Raw genomic sequence first — 14946 nt, forward strand, 5'->3', positions numbered from 1 at the left:
TGTTGGGCTGGCATTACCAGATAGTGAATCCACCATCGATCATTAAATCGGCACCGGTAATCATGTCGCTGCCGTTACTGGCGAAGAACAGAACGGCGGCGGCAATTTCATCGGTATAGGCAAAGCGGCCCAGCGGAATCAGTTTTTTCATCTGCTCGCCCTTTTCGCCGCGCCAGGCTTTCTCGCCCATAGGCGTCAGCACCACGGTGGGCGACAGGGTGTTCACGTTGATGCGATGCGGCGCAAACTCTTTGGCCATCACTTTGGTCATGCCCAGCAGACCTGCTTTGGCGGAGGTGTAGGCGACATGGTTATCGATAGCGATGGACGCCGCCTGAGAGGCGATATTAATAATTTTGCCGCCCGCACCGGCACGGATCATCAGCTTTGCAGCTGCCTGCGAGCAGAGAAAAGGCCCGGTAAGATTCACCGCGATCTGCTTCTGCCACTCGGCAAAATCGGTTTCAATCACGGGTTGCAGCATCACGTAGCCCGCGCAGTTCACCAGGATATCGATGCGGCCATAATGTGAAACGACCGCGTCAAACGCCTCTTCCACCGATGCGGGATCGGTGACATCACAGCAGACAAACTGCACCCGATCGGCCGCAAAATCCGCCTGCAGACTGGCAACCTTCTCCGCTTCAAACGGCGGATAGAGCAGAGCCAGACGCGCACCCTTCTCCAGCAACATGCCATTCGTCGCCATGGCGATACCGCCCAGACCACCGGTCACCACCGCCACTTTGTCAGCCAGATTCATTGCGGTATCTACGCCGTAGCGCAGGTTTACGTCATATTCGCCACTCATCCCACTCTTCCCCTCAGATTTTTGCTGATGCGGTTGATTCATTCATTTTCGAACAAAAATATATGCTATCGAAAAGAAATGATGTGTGGGGCAGATCAAATTTCGACCATCTGCCTCTCAAAGCCGCTTATCTGATTGAAAAGACGTGATCTGGCTTCCAGTCCCAAAATAAAGCTGTAATGCTGCAATCGGGAAAGCCTGAAAGATTCAATAACATGCGGATTGATAATTTTCGTTCGAAAACCAATGGCCTATCTGGCTATCTCGCATTCATAAAAATGGCGCGTTAAACTCAGCCACAGAGACCTTGTTTGCCCGACCTCTCAGGTTATTGGAAAAGGGAGCATTTCGATTGAAAAGCAAAAGTGAGCAGTTCGCTGACATGCAGCAACGCCGCGAGAAAATTCTGGAGATGATCCGTGAGGATGGCACGGTCACGGTCAAAGCACTGACGGAGACCTTTGGCCTGACCGAAGCCACATTACGCAGCGACCTGCGCATGCTGCAGAAACAGGGCTTTGTGCAGCGCTACCACGGTGGCGCAACGCTGATGACGGGCAAGCAGAATACCGGGGCGATGCTGCTGGAGCGGCAGACCCATCTGGAAGAGAAAGAGGCAATTGGCCGGCTGGCGGCGCAGCATATCGAAAATGGCGACACGGTGATTTTCGATTCCGGTACCACGACCACCGCGATTACTGACGCCATCAGCCACATCCGCCGTCTGTCAGTGGTGACCACGGCAGTCAATATCGCCCTGAAACTGGGTGGCGAGCCGGGGATCAATATCCTGCTGACCGGCGGCACCTTTAAATTTCCGACGCTCTCCACCTCAGGCGAGAAAGCGGCCAGCTTTTTTGAAAACGTGCTGGCTGAAAAACTCTTCCTGGCGACCGCCTGCATCTCGCCGCGTCTGGGCCTGAGTTTCCCCAGTGAAACGGATATCAAAGTAAAACTGGCGATGATCAAATCCGCCAGCACAGTGTATGTGGTGGCCGACTCCAGTAAAATCGACAAGGTATCCATGTTCGCGCTCCCCTGTGACTGGAGCAACATCCACTACCTGATCACCGACAGCGGCATCAGCCCCGCGCAGGTCAAAGCGTTTGAAGCTCTGGGCGTAAAAGTGCTGGTGGCCCCACTGCCGCTGAAGCGGGCGATGTAATTTAAAATTCGTACCCCGCTAAAGTGAGTGATTCCAGAGCGGTGAGACCCGAAAATGTGAGGCACAGGTAAGCGCGGACATTTCAGTTAGCCACTAAAAACCCCGCACCATCGCCAACAATGCAGGTAAGGCCTGCCTGAAGAGCAACGTGTGCGAGCCAGGGAAGGCGAGCCCAATCCGCAGGGATGCGGGATCCCTTTGCGATCAGGCAGGCCTTTCCTGCACGACGCACCGGCTCACCCAAACAATCCAGCATACTCGCAGACCTGCTCCAGCAAAACGCCGCACCATCGCCAGCAGTGCAGGTAAGGCCTGCCTGAAGAGCAAAGTGTGCGAGCCAGGGAGGGCGAGCCCAGTCCGCAGGGATGCGGGATCCCTTTGCGATCAGGCAGGCCTTTCCTGCACGACGCACCGGCTCACCAAACCCTCCCAGCCTGTTCACCCGAACAATCCCGCACACTCTCCAGATCTGCTCCAGCAAAACGCCGCACCATCGCCAACAGTGCAGGCAAGGCCTGCCTGAAGAGCAAAGTGTGCGAGCCATGGAAGGCGAGCCCAGTCCGCAGGGATGCGGGATCCCTTTGCGATCAGGCAGGCCTTTCCTGCACGACGCACCGGCTCACCCGCTCACCCGCTCACCAAACCCTCCCAGTCTGCTCACCCGAACAAACCGCAAGGATGCAGGATCCCTTTGCGATCAGGCAGGCCTTTCCTCCGCAACGCACCTCTCCCCAACTCCCCCACCCCGAACCTGCAAATCCGCCCGATAAAACCGCACCACCTCACCCACCACCAGCAGCGACGGCGACACCGGCTGATCCCGCGCGACCGTCTCCGCCAGCCCACCCAATGTGGTAATCAGCACCCGCTGATCCGGCCGGGTTCCCTTCTCAATAATCGCCACCGGCGTCTCCGCATCCCGTCCCTGCGCCTGCAACTGCGCACTGATCGACGCACTCCAGCTCAACCCCATATAAAACACCAGTGTCTGATTCTCTGCCGACAACGCAGCCGCATCCAGCTGCGGCTCGCCACTCCGCCCATGCCCGGTAATCAACCGCAACGACTGCGCACAATCCCGGTGCGTCAACGGAATGCCGCTGGCCGCCGCACAGCCCACCGCCGCGGTAATCCCTGGCACCACCTCACAGCGAATCCCGGCCTCCTGCAGGCTCACCATCTCCTCGCCACCCCGCCCAAAAATAAACGGGTCGCCTCCCTTCAGGCGGATCACATTGCGCCCGCTACGCGCCAGATCCACCAGCAACTGATTAATCTGCGCCTGCTTCAGCCCATGCTGCCCCGGCTGCTTACCCACATCAATGCATAACGCACTCTCCGGCACCTCTGCCATCACCGCTTCACTCACCAGCCGGTCATACACCACCACCTCAGCCCGCTGCAGTAAACGCAATGCTTTCACCGTCAGCAACTCCACATCGCCAGGGCCTGCACCCACCAGCCATACTGCACCCTGCGGCTTTGTCACACCGGCCGGAGCCAGTAACTTATCCAGAGAATCAATTGCTCGCGTCATCATTCCTCCACAACCACATCGGACAGCAATAACTGCTTCAGCTCCGGAATACAGGAGCCGCACTGTGTGCCGCACTTTAGCTTCTCGCCTAACGCCTGAGTAGTGCGACACCCCTGCGCCATCGCCTGCAAAATCGTCTGCTCACCCACCGACATACAGCTACAGATAATCCGTCCCGCTGCACGCCGCTGCATAGCCTGCCCCGCCAGCACGCTGTGCCGCCCGGCTGCATCCTGCGGCGCATCCGCAAACGCCGCCGCAACAAACGCACTATCCAGCGACGGCAAGGCGCTACCGGCATAAAACGCCAGCTGCAATGCACCGTCGCGCCATGCCAGCAACCGGTAATCAGCGCCGCTGCCAGTGGCGACCTGCACGTCACAGCCTGACAGATCAATCTGCTCTGCCAGCCACGCCTGCGGCGATCCCGCACCCGCCACGGCATAGCGCTGCACCGCCGGATAAGGCGCGCGCGACCAGTAACGTAATCCCGCGAGCGGCGCAATCTCACGCTGCCAGAGCCAGCCCTGCCAGGTCACCGCCAGCGGACGAATCCGTACCGGCGTCTGCTTCAGCGCAGGCTGCCCAGAAAACGAACAGGCCTGGCCGGCGATCAGCATATCGACGTGACTCTGCTGACTGAACTGCCGGTTCCAGTGCATCGGCACAAACAACTCGCCGCGCCGCATCCCCGCATCAATACGCACCCGGGCGCTGATCCAGCCCTGCGCAGACTGCACCCGCGCCAGAACGCCCACCGTCACGCCATACTGCGCGGCGTCAGCAGGATGCAGCGCCACAAAGGGCTCATCGCAATGCTGCATCAGACGCGGCACCAGCCCGGTACGCGTCATGGTATGCCACTGATCGCGCACCCGACCGCTATTCATCAGCAGCGGGTAAGCAGAATCTCGCCGCGGCAGGAGAGGCGTGGCCGGGACAAGCAGACGGGCTTTACCGTCCGGATGGAAAAAGCGGCGATCGCCAAACAGTCGGGCGCAACCCTGCGGAAAATTACAGTTCACCGGCCACTGCACCGGACGCAATGCATCCCATTCAGCCTGACTCAACTGCGCCAGCCCGCTGATATCAAACGCGCGCTGGCCATGATTTTCAAAGCCCGACAGCGCGGCATGCTCGCGGAAAATCTCCGACGGATGCTGCCAGTTGAAGCCCTCACCAAAGCCCAGCCGCTGCGCCACCTGCGCCAGCAGCCACCAGTCAGGCCGTGCATCACCTGGCGCGGCGGCAAAAGCGCGCTGACGCGAAATACGCCGTTCTGAATTTGTCACCGTGCCGTTCTTCTCACCCCATCCCTGGGCCGGCAGCAGAATATCGGCAAAGGCGCTGGTATCGGTCTGCGCCATCACATCCGACACAATCACCAGCGGGCAGGCCGCCAGCGCCTGCGCTACGCGATTCCCCTCCGGCATCGACACCGCCGGATTAGTGCCCATAATCCACACCGCTTTCACCGCGCCTGCCGCAATTGCCCTGAAAAGGTCCAGTGCGGTCAGCCCCGGCTCGCGGGCAATCGTCGGGCTGCGCCAGAAGCGCTGCACCCGATCGCATTCTGCTGCCGTAAAACTCATGTGCGCCGCCAGCTGATTTGCCAGACCACCCACTTCACGTCCGCCCATCGCATTCGGCTGTCCGGTCAGCGAAAAAGGTCCGCAGCCCACGCGCCCTATTTTACCCGTCAGCAGATGCAGATTAAGAATCGCCTGGTTATTGTCGCTGCCGGTGACGGACTGATTAATCCCCATACACCACAGCGTAAGTACACGCTCATGCTGGCTGAACAGCTGGAAAAAATGCGCGACCTGCTGCTCCGTTAAATCACAGGTATCAGCCACCCGCACCACATCCCACTGCGCAGCAGCGGCCAGCGTTTCATTCACGCCATTAAGGTGAGGCAACATGCTGCTATCAAGGCCATCGTGCTGAGCCAGCCAGTGCAGCAGACCGGAGAACAACGCCGAATCACTGCCGGGCCGGAGCGGCAGGTGGAGATCGGCCTGGTCACAACTTGCCGTGCGGCGCGGATCAATCACCACAATTTGCATTGCAGGTCGTTGCTGCTTTGCCTGCATCAGCCGCTGCCAGACCACAGGATGCGCCCAGGCAGCATTGGAGCCAACCAGCAACACCAGATCGGTCTGCTCCAGATCCTCATAGCAGCAGGGCACCGCATCGGCTCCCAGCGCCCGCTTATAGCCGACCACCGCCGACGCCATACAGAGCCGTGAATTGGTATCGATGTTGGCGGCACCGATGTAGCCTTTCATCAGCTTATTGGCGACGTAGTAATCCTCTGTCAGCAGCTGGCCGGAGCCATAAAATGCCACTGCCTGCGGACCATATTGATCGATCACCGCACGCAATCCCGCCGCCGCCGCATCCAGCGCCGCATCAAGGCTGACCGGCTGGCCGTTAACTTCGGCGGTCAGCAGACGCCCCTGCGACGTCAGCGTCTCACCCAGCGCCGCCCCCTTAACGCACAACCGGCCCGCATTGGCCGGATGCTGCGGTTCGCCAGTCACGGTTGCCTGATGAGGTCCCTGCGGCGTGACGCAGACGCCACAGCCGACGCCGCAATAGGGACAGGTGCTGTTCATGATGCCTGCGCCAGCTGATTGAGCGGACGATTTGCCAGCCAGATCTGCCCCGCTTCGAGCTTCACCGGCCAGCAGCGCAGCTGGTGCTGCGGATTATCCAGACTCTGGCCGTCACGCAACCGTATCCGCTGCTTGTAAAGCGGAGAGATCACCACCGGCTCACCGCCGACATCGCCCAGGATCCCGCGCGACAGCACGCTGGCGTCGCTGCCAGGTTCGCGATCTTCCAGCGCAAACAGCGCGTCACCCAGACGGAACAGCGCGACACGCTCACTGCCAAGTCGTGCGCCAATCCCTGCCTCCGGCGGAATCGCCTCCAGTGCGCAGATTGCGCTCCAGGGCTCAGCGGGCAGTTGCAGCAGCGGACGCGCAGGTACGGATTCAGGCTGACGCTGACCGCGTACCCGGCTGTAGTACAGCGATTCATCAGGCTGGTCGCTGTTGATCGTCGGCGTAAACAGCGCAAGTCTCGACGGGTCCGCCAGCGTGGTCTGCCACTCACACTGGTACGCGTCAACCACCCGCTGCATCTCCTGCTCCAGCGTCGCGCCCAGCCCGAGGCTATCCTCAATCACGACCTGCCGCAGATAATCCAGACCACCTTCCAGATTGTCCATCCAGACACTGGTACGCTGCAGCCGATCGGCGGTACGGATGTAAAACATCAGCAGGCGATCGACATAGCGCAGCAGCGTCGCGTCGTCGAGATCGCTGGCGAACAGATCAGCATGGCGCGGCTTCATCCCGCCATTCCCGCAGACGTAGAGGTTCCATCCCTTTTCAGTGGCGATCACTCCGATATCTTTGCTCTGCGCTTCTGCACACTCTCGGGTACAGCCCGAAACCGCCATCTTGATCTTGTGCGGTGCGCGCAGCCCCTTGTAGCGGTTCTCCAGCGCAATGGCGAAGGCGGTCGAATCCTGCACGCCGTAGCGGCACCAGGTTGATCCCACACAGGACTTCACCGTTCGCAGCGATTTGCCGTAGGCGTGACCGGTTTCAAAACCCGCTTCCAGCAGCGTCTGCCAGATATCCGGCAACTGGTCGAGCCGCGCACCTAACAGGTCGATACGCTGACCGCCGGTGATTTTTGTGTAGAGGTCGTAACGCGCCGCCACCTCGCCAATGGCGATCAGCCCCTGCGGCGTGATCTCACCCGCCGGAACGCGCGGCACCACGGAATAGGTGCCATCTTTCTGGATGTTGGCGAAGTAGCGGTCGTTGGTGTCCTGCAGCGGCAGATGCGCCGGTTTCAGCAGATAATCATTCCAGCAGGAGGCGAGCAATGACGCCACCAGCGGCTTGCACACTTCACAGCCGTTCCCCCGACCGTGCGATGCCAGCAGCGCATCGAAGGTTTTAAACTCGCCAGCCCGCACCAGGTGATACAGCTCCTGGCGTGAATAGCCGAAGTGGTCGCAGACATCTTTTTTCACCTCAACGCCGAGATTTTCCAGCTGAAACTCCATCACCTGCTTCACCAGCGCCGCACAGCCGCCACAGCCGGTGGCCGCTTTGGTGCAGCTCCTGATGCTGCTCATCTCACCGCAGCCCCCTTTCACCGCCGCGCAGATATCGCCCTTGCTGACGTTGTGGCAGGAGCAGACCTGGGCGCTGTCCGGCAACGCCGCGACGCCTGGCGCTTTTGGCGCACCGGCAAGTGCAGGCAGAATCAGGCTTTCCGGTGCGGCAGGCAGCGGTAAGTCATTAAGCATCATCTGCAACAGCGTGGCGTAATCGCTACTGTCACCCACCAGCACGCCGCCCAGCAGCCGGGTGCCCTCCGCAGAGACCACGATTTTCTTGTAGATGCCTTTTGGCCCGTCGGTCCAGTGATAGTGCTGGCTGCCCGGCGTGCGGCCGTGAGCGTCACCAAACGAGGCGACCTCCACGCCCAGTAGTTTCAGCTTAGTGCTCATGTCTGCACCGCTGAATGCGGTGGGTTCAGCCGCCAGATGTCCGGCCAGCACCCGCGCCATCTGATAACCCGGCGCGACCAGGCCAAAGATCTGACCGTTCCACAGCGCGCATTCGCCGATGGCAAACACGTCGTCATCGCTGGTCTGGCAGCGATCGTTAATCTCAATGCCGCCGCGCGGTCCCAGCGTCAGACCCGCCTCACGCGCCAGCTCATCGCGCGGCCGGATACCGGCGGAAAACAGCACCAGATCGCCGGGTAAACTGCTGCCGTCGGCAAAGCGCAGCACCACGCTGCCGTCAGGCTGTCGCTCAATCAGTTCGGTCTGTTTCGAGGTGTGAACCGTCACGCCCAGCGCATCGATCTTCTGACGCAGCATCAGCGCACCGCCCTCATCAAGCTGCACCGCCATCAGGCGCGGCGCAAACTCCACCACGTGCGTTTCGACCCCGAGCTGCCGCAGCGCATTCGCCGCCTCCAGACCCAGCAGGCCGCCGCCAATCACGATGCCGCGCTGGCTATGGCGGGCGCAGGTGGCAATGGCATCAAGGTCGTCCAGCGTGCGATAGACAAAGCAGCGATCGCCGTCGTGGCCCGGCACCGGGGGGACAAACGCGCGTGAGCCAGTCGCCAGCACCAGCTTATCCCAGGCCAGTTCACTGCCCGTGCTGTCACGCAGGCTGCGCTGCTGGCGGTCGATCGCGACAACCGAATAGCCACTCCGCAGTTCGATACCGTGCCGGGCAAAGAAGTCCCCGTCGACCAGCGACAGGTCGTCGGCCGTTTTGCCGTTGAAATAGTCCGACAGATGCACCCGATCGTAAGCCTGCTGGCGCTCCTCGCCATAAACCACGATGTGATAGTGCTGATGCATTTCGCGGGCAACCAGCTGCTCAAGAAAATGGTGACTGACCATGCCGTGACCCACCACGGCTAAAACCGGTTTACTCATTTCAGGACTCTCTGCAGCCTGTGGCTGCGGTTCAGGTTGATCGTGATCGAACAGGGCAGCGAACGTGACAGGTTCGGCGTGCTGAAGACGCTCCATCAGCGCAGGCCCTTGCCGGGTGTCGCCAGAAAGCAGCACGCCACAGAGGCGGCCATGACGAAGAAAAAGACGGCGATAGTCGCCAGAGATCGGGTCAAAACTGCTGATAGAGGGCGCCTCACTGACGTCGCCCGCGCTGAACAGTGAAATGCCACTCACTTTGAGGCGTGTCGCCAGCGGCTGGCTGACAAAATCCGCCAGCGGCGATCCGGCCAGTTGCGCCGCCAGAATCTGTGCCTGCGCCAGGCAGGGTGCGACCAGACCAAAGGTTTCGCCCGCGATTTCACAGCACTCACCCACCGCGTAAACTCCAGGAATGGCACTGCGCAGCTGACCATCCACCAGAATGCCGCGCTGACACGGCAGACCCGCCGCCTGCGCCAGCGTTATCCCGGGCTGAACGCCGATGGCGATGACCACCTGTGTGGCGGCAACGTGGTGGCCGCTGGTCAGCGTCACGCCCGTCTCGTCAATCGCCACAAGTCCGCTGTTGAGTTCACAGCGGATGCCGCGCTGCGCTAATGCCGTCAGCAAGAGCTCGCCCGCTTTTGCATCCAGCTGGCGATCCAGCAGCCAGGGTTTGTGGTGGACCAGCGTGACATCACGGCCACGGGCGCGGAGTGCTGCTGCCGCTTCAATACCCAGAAAGCCGCCGCCCAACACCACCACCGGTCCCTGACCTGCCAGCAGTTGCCGGACGTCAGCAATGCTGCGAAAAACCCGGACGCAATCCGCATCGATGCCAGGAATCGCGGGCAGACGAGGCTGCGAACCGGTGGCAAACACCAGTTGATCCCAGCTGAGCTGGCGCCGATCGGTCTGCACAGTACGCGCGGCAAGATCGACCTGCAGGACGGTTTCACCGTTCAGGAGCGTGACGCCGTGCCGCTGATACCACGCCTGATCGTGGATCAGGGTGTCACTGAAGGATTTTTCACCGGCCAGCACCGGCGACAACAGCACGCGGTTGTAGTTGCCGTGCGGCTCGCGGCCAATGACCGTGATGGCGTAACGCTGCGGCGCACGTTGCAGCAGGCTCTCCACCATCTGCATCCCCGCCATGCCATTACCTATCACCAGCAACCGTTGCCTCATGGTCTGCTCCTTATGCCGCCGTGGTCTGTTTTTCATAAAGAAAATGCAGCACTTTCTGGCGCAGCTGGTGGTAGCGCGGCTCATCCGCCAGCGCGACCCGCGAGCGCGGACGCGGCAGATCGACAGTCAGAATTTCGCCGACCTGCGCTGCCGGCCCGTTAGTCATCATCAGTACCCGGTCGGAGAGCAGCACCGCTTCATCCACGTCATGGGTGATTAGCACGATAGTGGTATTCAGCTCCTGCTGGATACGCATCACGCTGTCCTGCAGGTGGGCGCGGGTTAACGCATCCAGCGCGCCAAACGGCTCATCCAGCAGCAACACTCGCGGCTTCATCGCCAGGGCACGCGCAATGCCAACGCGCTGCTTCATGCCACCCGAGATTTCGCCAGGCCGCTTGTGCATGGCGTGGCTCATCTGTACCCGATTGAGGTTGTGTTCGATCCAGTCGCGCATCTCCGCTTTGCTGAAGCGCCCTTTAAACACCTGCTGCACCGCCAGTTCAACGTTCTGAAATGCCGTCAGCCACGGCAGCAGCGAATGGTTCTGAAACACCACCGCACGCTCCGGACCCGGTCCGGTGATTTCGCGGTTATCACACAGCAGTACGCCGCTGCTGGGACGGGTTAATCCGGCAATCAGGTTCAGCAGCGTCGATTTGCCGCAGCCCGAATGGCCGATCAGGCTCAGGGTTTCCCCTTCGTGGATATCAAAACTGACGTTGTCCAGGGCCAGGAACTCGCCGCTGGCGGTATTGAAACGCTGGCTCACCTGCTGAACGCGAATAATGTGTTGCTGCATGATGTTCTCCTTATTTTTCCCAGCTGAAACGACGCACCAGCAGCATCAGACCCTGCTCCAGCAGCAGCCCGACGACACCGATAATCAGAATGGCGATCAGAATGTTTGCCACGTTGAGGTTGTTCCACTCGTTCCAGATCCAGAAGCCGATGCCCAGACCACCGGTCAGCATTTCGGCGGCGACGATCACCAGCCATGCGATGCCGATAGAGAGACGTACGCCGGTGAGCACCGCAGGCAGCACGGCGGGCAGCAGAATCCGGCGCATTACCGTCCATTCAGAGAGCTGTAACACCCGCGCGACGTTGAGGTAATCCTGCGGAATGCGCTGCACCCCTTCGGCGGTGTTGATAATCATTGGCCAGATTGAACAGATGAAAATGGTCCAGCTGGCGGCTGGCTCGGCGCGCTGAAACAGCAGCAGTCCAATCGGCAGCCAGGCCAGCGGGCTGACCGGGCGCAGCAGAGCGATAATCGGATTGAACATCCGCGCCATAAAGGTAAAGCGTCCCAGCAGAAAACCGGCCGGAATGCCCACCAGCGCGGCCAGGCCGAAGCCGATGGCGACGCGCTGCAGCGAGGCCATTACATTCCAGCCGATGCCCTGATCGTTGGGGCCATTGCTGTAGAACGGGTCAGCGAACAGAACCTGTGCAGCCTGCCAGGTCGCGTAAGGCGAAGGAAACGAGGGTTCAAACAAGGCGGCGATCTGCCACACCAGCAACATCAGCAGCAGGCCGCCCGCAGCCGGAATGCAGCGCTGCAAAAACGGACGCAGACGTGCCGGACGAACGGCGGCTTTCGGGGTGACCTGTAACGGAATTACGGTGGCACTGTCGGGGGTTTGCTCCGGCTGAGCCAGCGCGCGCGCGTCAGTTCTCATAACAACCTCTCTTATCGTTTGATAGCGAAACTGGCGGCGTAGGCGGCAGGATTGCTGCCATCCCAGACTTTGCCGTCGATCAGGGTGCTGCTGCGCATCTCACTGGCGGGCAGTGCAATCTGCCCGACTGCGCTGGCGGCCTGTTTATAGATATCAATGCGGTTGATCTGGCGGGCCACGGCAAGGTAGTCGGGATCGCTGGCGAGCAGACCCCAGCGTTTCATCTGCGTCAGGAACCACATGCCGTCGGAGAGCCACGGAAAACTGACGTTGCCGTTGTCGAAGAAGCGCATCGGGTGCGCGTCCTGCCAGGACTGCCCCAACCCGTTCTGATACTGGCCGAGCATTCGCCCCTGTAGCGTCTCCACGTTGGTGTTGATCCAGGCCCGCCCGGCTAACACCTGCGCGGTTTCACGGCGGTTATCGTCTGAGGCATCAATCCAGCGCGCCGCCTCCAGCACCGCGGCGGTCAGCGCGCGGGCCGTATTAGGATTCTCTTTCACCCACTGCGCGCGGGTGCCGAGCACTTTTTCCGGATGCTCCGGCCAGATCTGCTGGCTGGTGGCGGCGGTGAAACCGATGTTGTCGCTGATGGCACGCTGGTTCCACGGCTCACCGACGCAGAAGCCGCTCATGTTGCCAATCTTCATGTTCATCACCATCTGCGGCGGCGGCACGACCACGGTGCGCACATCGTTAAACGGATGAATGCCGGCATTAGCCAGCCAGTAGTAGAGCCACATAGCGTGCGTGCTGGTGGGAAAGGTATGCGCGAAAGTCAGGCTGCCTTTGGGACTGCCATCCACGGCTTTTTTCAGGCTGACCGCATCGGTGACGCCACTGGCTTTCAGCTGGTTCGAGAGGGTGATCGCCTGGCCGTTGTGATTGAGCGTCATCAGGTTCGCCATGTCGTGCTGCGGTCCCGCCACACCCAGCTGCAGTGCGTAGATCATGCCGTAGAGCACATGCGCCGCATCCAGTTCACCGGAGGTCAGCTTGTCGCGCACCGCCGCCCAGCTCGCCTCTTTGCTGACCGCCAGCGTCAGGCCATACTTCTTGTCGAAGCCTTTGACCGACGCCATGACCACGGGCGCGCAGTCGGTAAGCGGAATAAAGCCCACCCGCACCTGTGACTTTTCTGGCGCATCGGAACCTGCCGCCCAGACTGCATTTCGTAATCCCGGAACGATCCAGGCCGCACCCAGTGCAGCACCGGAGATCAGCGCCTGACGTCGTGTCAGTGAAAAAGGCGTTTTGCTCATCATGTTGCCCCTGAACAGAAATAAAAAAAGGCGTCCTCCGACAAGCCGAAGCCTGCGGATGGACGCCTTTATCCAAAGCACTGACCCCACCGCCATTGGCGGGAGCAATGCGTACTCTCTGTAAGGTTAAAGCAAAGGGTGTGCCAGATCGCCGAAGCCGCGTGAATGCCGATCTGCGGGGGTGAGCTGGTGATAAATTAACCGTTTTTGCACATTTCTGACGCAGATCACGCACAAACGCTGTGCAGCTACCTCATCCGGGTTAGGTGTTCAGGGTGTTTGCTACCGCCAGCACCGCCTGCGCGATCTCCAGTACGCGCTTATTCTGATTCATCGCACTTTTGCGCAGCGCCTGCCAGGCCGCCTCTTCGGTGAAACCCTGCTGCTGCATCAGCCAGTGCTTGGCCTGATCGATCACCCGACGTTCGTCGAGTGAGGCACGCATTGACGCCAGCTCATTCGTCTGCTGCTGCAAACGCTGCGACTGTTCTCCAATCAGCGACAGCACCGAGCGCCCGAGCTGCGGGGCAAGGCCGTCACTGTTGAGCGCAGCTGCACCATGCAGCCAGTCAGCGCCGGAGACATAAAGCGAAAAGTTGCTGTCGCCCTGTACCATCGTGAACATCGGCTGTTGGTGCGCCTGATCAATCGCTTCACGACAGCGCTGCATCAGCGTAGCTGTCAGGGCATCCTCAAGGGTTTTCATCTGATCGAGCCGCCTGGAGAGCAGAGAAAACCAGTGGAGTGCGCCGGTCTCATCACAGGGCCCTCCGGTACAGGCGATGCGCCGCAGACGTTCAATGTCCCGGCTGGCCTGAGACAGCGGCTGCCAGCGTTCGCAGGTCGCGCTGTCAGCAAATTCCTGGAAAGTGGCAAAACTCTGCTCCTGGGCCGCAATCAGGGCCACCAGCTGGCTACGCTGATCGGGTGTGAAATGACGCGCCGCAAAGCCCGCAGCTCCGATTGCCCGTTCCTGCCCGGCCAGCTCTTTGCCCTGCATAAAACTGAACAGCGCGATAAGCGCACGGGAAATCGCGGGATAGCTTGCCGTGTCGGCGGCTTCAAAGACCAGATTAAGTAAGGTGCGAATAACCTGATTAAACGCGGACATCGCTGCAGCCTGATCATGCTCTCGCTGGCTGATCTGCTCACGCAGCGCGGGTAATCCGTCCAGCGCCTGCAGGGCCGAAGCAATCAGATTGCAAAAGCGGCTAAAGCCAGGCTGCGCAACGGCGGGCGGTAGCGCCCGGTAAAAATGCTGCAGGCTGGCACTGACCTCCTGCTGACGGGCGTGACGTTCGGCGCTGAAGAGCGCGCCATTTGAGCAGATCCAGAGGTTGTTTGCGCCACGTTCCCGCTGCAGTCGATGAACCAGTTCACTGATAGCGGTTATCAACTCACCTGTCTCAAGCAACCGTTGCAGACTGGCAATATCGCTATCACGCGATGCCTGCAGCCATGTCATGGCATTACCCATTGCTCACCTCTGTGCGGTTAAAAGCTTTGAGAAGCAAAAGGCGTGCCGCTTTCGGTAAAAACGCGGACCAGAACAGGGCGTAAATTCTGATTTTGATAATATTCTTAACGCAAATCGATAAAATTTTTCGACAACAAGTTATTAGTAAAACTTAATAGTTTCCAATCGGATTAATTGCATGTCAGAATGCGCGGCACTGTTCTCAGGCAGTTTGTTGCCGCGATAATTCAGTTAGCTTTAACTATCATATCTGCTGGCGCTTTTCTGGCTTCAAAACCCGCACGTAAAGTGCCCACTATCACGCATCGGCAGTGGGTGCAATGGTTTGAA

General features: G+C 60.1%; 9 protein-coding genes. 1 reads left to right on the plus strand and 8 read right to left on the minus strand.

Annotated features, from left to right (window positions below):
• Window positions 1-13: 13 nt before the first annotated feature.
• A complete protein-coding gene (locus NP77_RS12935; protein WP_039660385.1) occupies window positions 14-811 on the minus strand; it encodes a GolD/DthD family dehydrogenase in 798 nt (265 codons plus the stop codon).
• A 352-nt stretch (window positions 812-1163) separates the two neighbouring features.
• Between NP77_RS12935 and NP77_RS12940 the strand changes: the two genes are divergently transcribed.
• Complete coding sequence (locus NP77_RS12940; RefSeq protein ID WP_039660387.1) at window positions 1164-1976, plus strand: DeoR/GlpR family DNA-binding transcription regulator; 813 nt, start codon at window positions 1164-1166, stop codon at window positions 1974-1976.
• A 697-nt stretch (window positions 1977-2673) separates the two neighbouring features.
• Here the strand turns inward: NP77_RS12940 and cobA are convergent.
• The 7 genes from cobA to NP77_RS12980 form a co-directional block, all read right to left on the minus strand.
• Window positions 2674-3513, minus strand: coding sequence for a uroporphyrinogen-III C-methyltransferase (gene cobA, locus NP77_RS12950; protein ID WP_008926166.1), 840 nt, complete (start codon window positions 3511-3513; stop codon window positions 2674-2676).
• Entirely contained in the window at window positions 3513-6131 is a 2619-nt protein-coding gene (locus NP77_RS12955; protein WP_039660390.1) for a nitrate reductase, read from the minus strand. Before NP77_RS12955 ends, cobA begins: the two co-directional genes overlap by 1 nt.
• Window positions 6128-10192: a nitrite reductase large subunit NirB gene (nirB, locus tag NP77_RS12960; RefSeq protein WP_008926164.1), complete on the minus strand. Its 4065-nt coding sequence runs from the start codon at window positions 10190-10192 to the stop codon at window positions 6128-6130. Before nirB ends, NP77_RS12955 begins: the two co-directional genes overlap by 4 nt.
• A 10-nt stretch (window positions 10193-10202) precedes the next feature.
• A complete protein-coding gene (locus NP77_RS12965; RefSeq protein WP_003853115.1) occupies window positions 10203-10994 on the minus strand; it encodes an ABC transporter ATP-binding protein in 792 nt (263 codons plus the stop codon).
• Window positions 10995-11004: 10 nt separating this feature from the next.
• Window positions 11005-11877, minus strand: a complete 873-nt coding sequence (ntrB, locus tag NP77_RS12970; protein ID WP_003853116.1) for a nitrate ABC transporter permease — start codon at window positions 11875-11877, stop codon at window positions 11005-11007.
• 11 nt (window positions 11878-11888) lie between these two features.
• Window positions 11889-13139, minus strand: coding sequence for a CmpA/NrtA family ABC transporter substrate-binding protein (locus tag NP77_RS12975; protein ID WP_039660392.1), 1251 nt, complete (start codon window positions 13137-13139; stop codon window positions 11889-11891).
• Between the two features lie 262 nt (window positions 13140-13401).
• Window positions 13402-14616 (minus strand): nitrate regulatory protein, encoded by a 1215-nt coding sequence (locus tag NP77_RS12980; RefSeq protein WP_039660394.1) that lies wholly within the window; start codon window positions 14614-14616, stop codon window positions 13402-13404.
• Window positions 14617-14946 lie beyond the last annotated feature (330 nt).

The organism is Pantoea sp. MBLJ3 (genome assembly GCF_000816655.1).
Classification (GTDB): domain Bacteria; phylum Pseudomonadota; class Gammaproteobacteria; order Enterobacterales; family Enterobacteriaceae; genus Pantoea; species Pantoea eucalypti.

Excerpts from the sequence above, each read along its gene's own strand:
- NP77_RS12935 (WP_039660385.1), bottom strand. The coding sequence starts at position 811 with ATGAGTGGCGAATATGACGTAAACCTGCGCTACGGCGTAGATACCGCA.
- cobA (WP_008926166.1), bottom strand. The coding sequence starts at position 3,513 with ATGACGCGAGCAATTGATTCTCTGGATAAGTTACTGGCTCCGGCCGGT.
- NP77_RS12955 (WP_039660390.1), bottom strand. The coding sequence starts at position 6,131 with ATGAACAGCACCTGTCCCTATTGCGGCGTCGGCTGTGGCGTCTGCGTC.
- nirB (WP_008926164.1), bottom strand. The coding sequence starts at position 10,192 with ATGAGGCAACGGTTGCTGGTGATAGGTAATGGCATGGCGGGGATGCAG.
- NP77_RS12965 (WP_003853115.1), bottom strand. The coding sequence starts at position 10,994 with ATGCAGCAACACATTATTCGCGTTCAGCAGGTGAGCCAGCGTTTCAAT.
- ntrB (WP_003853116.1), bottom strand. The coding sequence starts at position 11,877 with ATGAGAACTGACGCGCGCGCGCTGGCTCAGCCGGAGCAAACCCCCGAC.
- NP77_RS12975 (WP_039660392.1), bottom strand. The coding sequence starts at position 13,139 with ATGAGCAAAACGCCTTTTTCACTGACACGACGTCAGGCGCTGATCTCC.
- NP77_RS12980 (WP_039660394.1), bottom strand. The coding sequence starts at position 14,616 with ATGGGTAATGCCATGACATGGCTGCAGGCATCGCGTGATAGCGATATT.